Consider the following 216-nt stretch of genomic DNA (forward strand, 5'->3'; position numbering starts at 1 on the left):
CGATCGGAAAACCCGCATCGGCGATTGGGAGGCCGACACCATCATCGGCAAGGATCAGAAAAGCGCATTATTGACCTTGGTCGAACGCAATACCCGACACGCCATCATCTGCAAATTGAAGAACTTGAAAGCCGAAGATACTGCCCGGGCAGCCATTAGGGCATTAAGGGCACATAAAGACAGGGTGCATACCATCACCATGGATAACGGCAAAGA

1 protein-coding gene is annotated in these 216 nt (G+C 51.4%); it reads left to right on the forward strand.

What is annotated here, in order from left to right:
- On the forward strand, window positions 1–216 hold a 216-nt coding region (locus tag ACTHSL_RS14400), incomplete at both ends, for an IS30 family transposase (protein ID WP_440381770.1).

This window comes from Neisseria sp. P0008.S010, from assembly GCF_051962715.1.
Lineage (GTDB): Bacteria > Pseudomonadota > Gammaproteobacteria > Burkholderiales > Neisseriaceae > Neisseria > Neisseria elongata.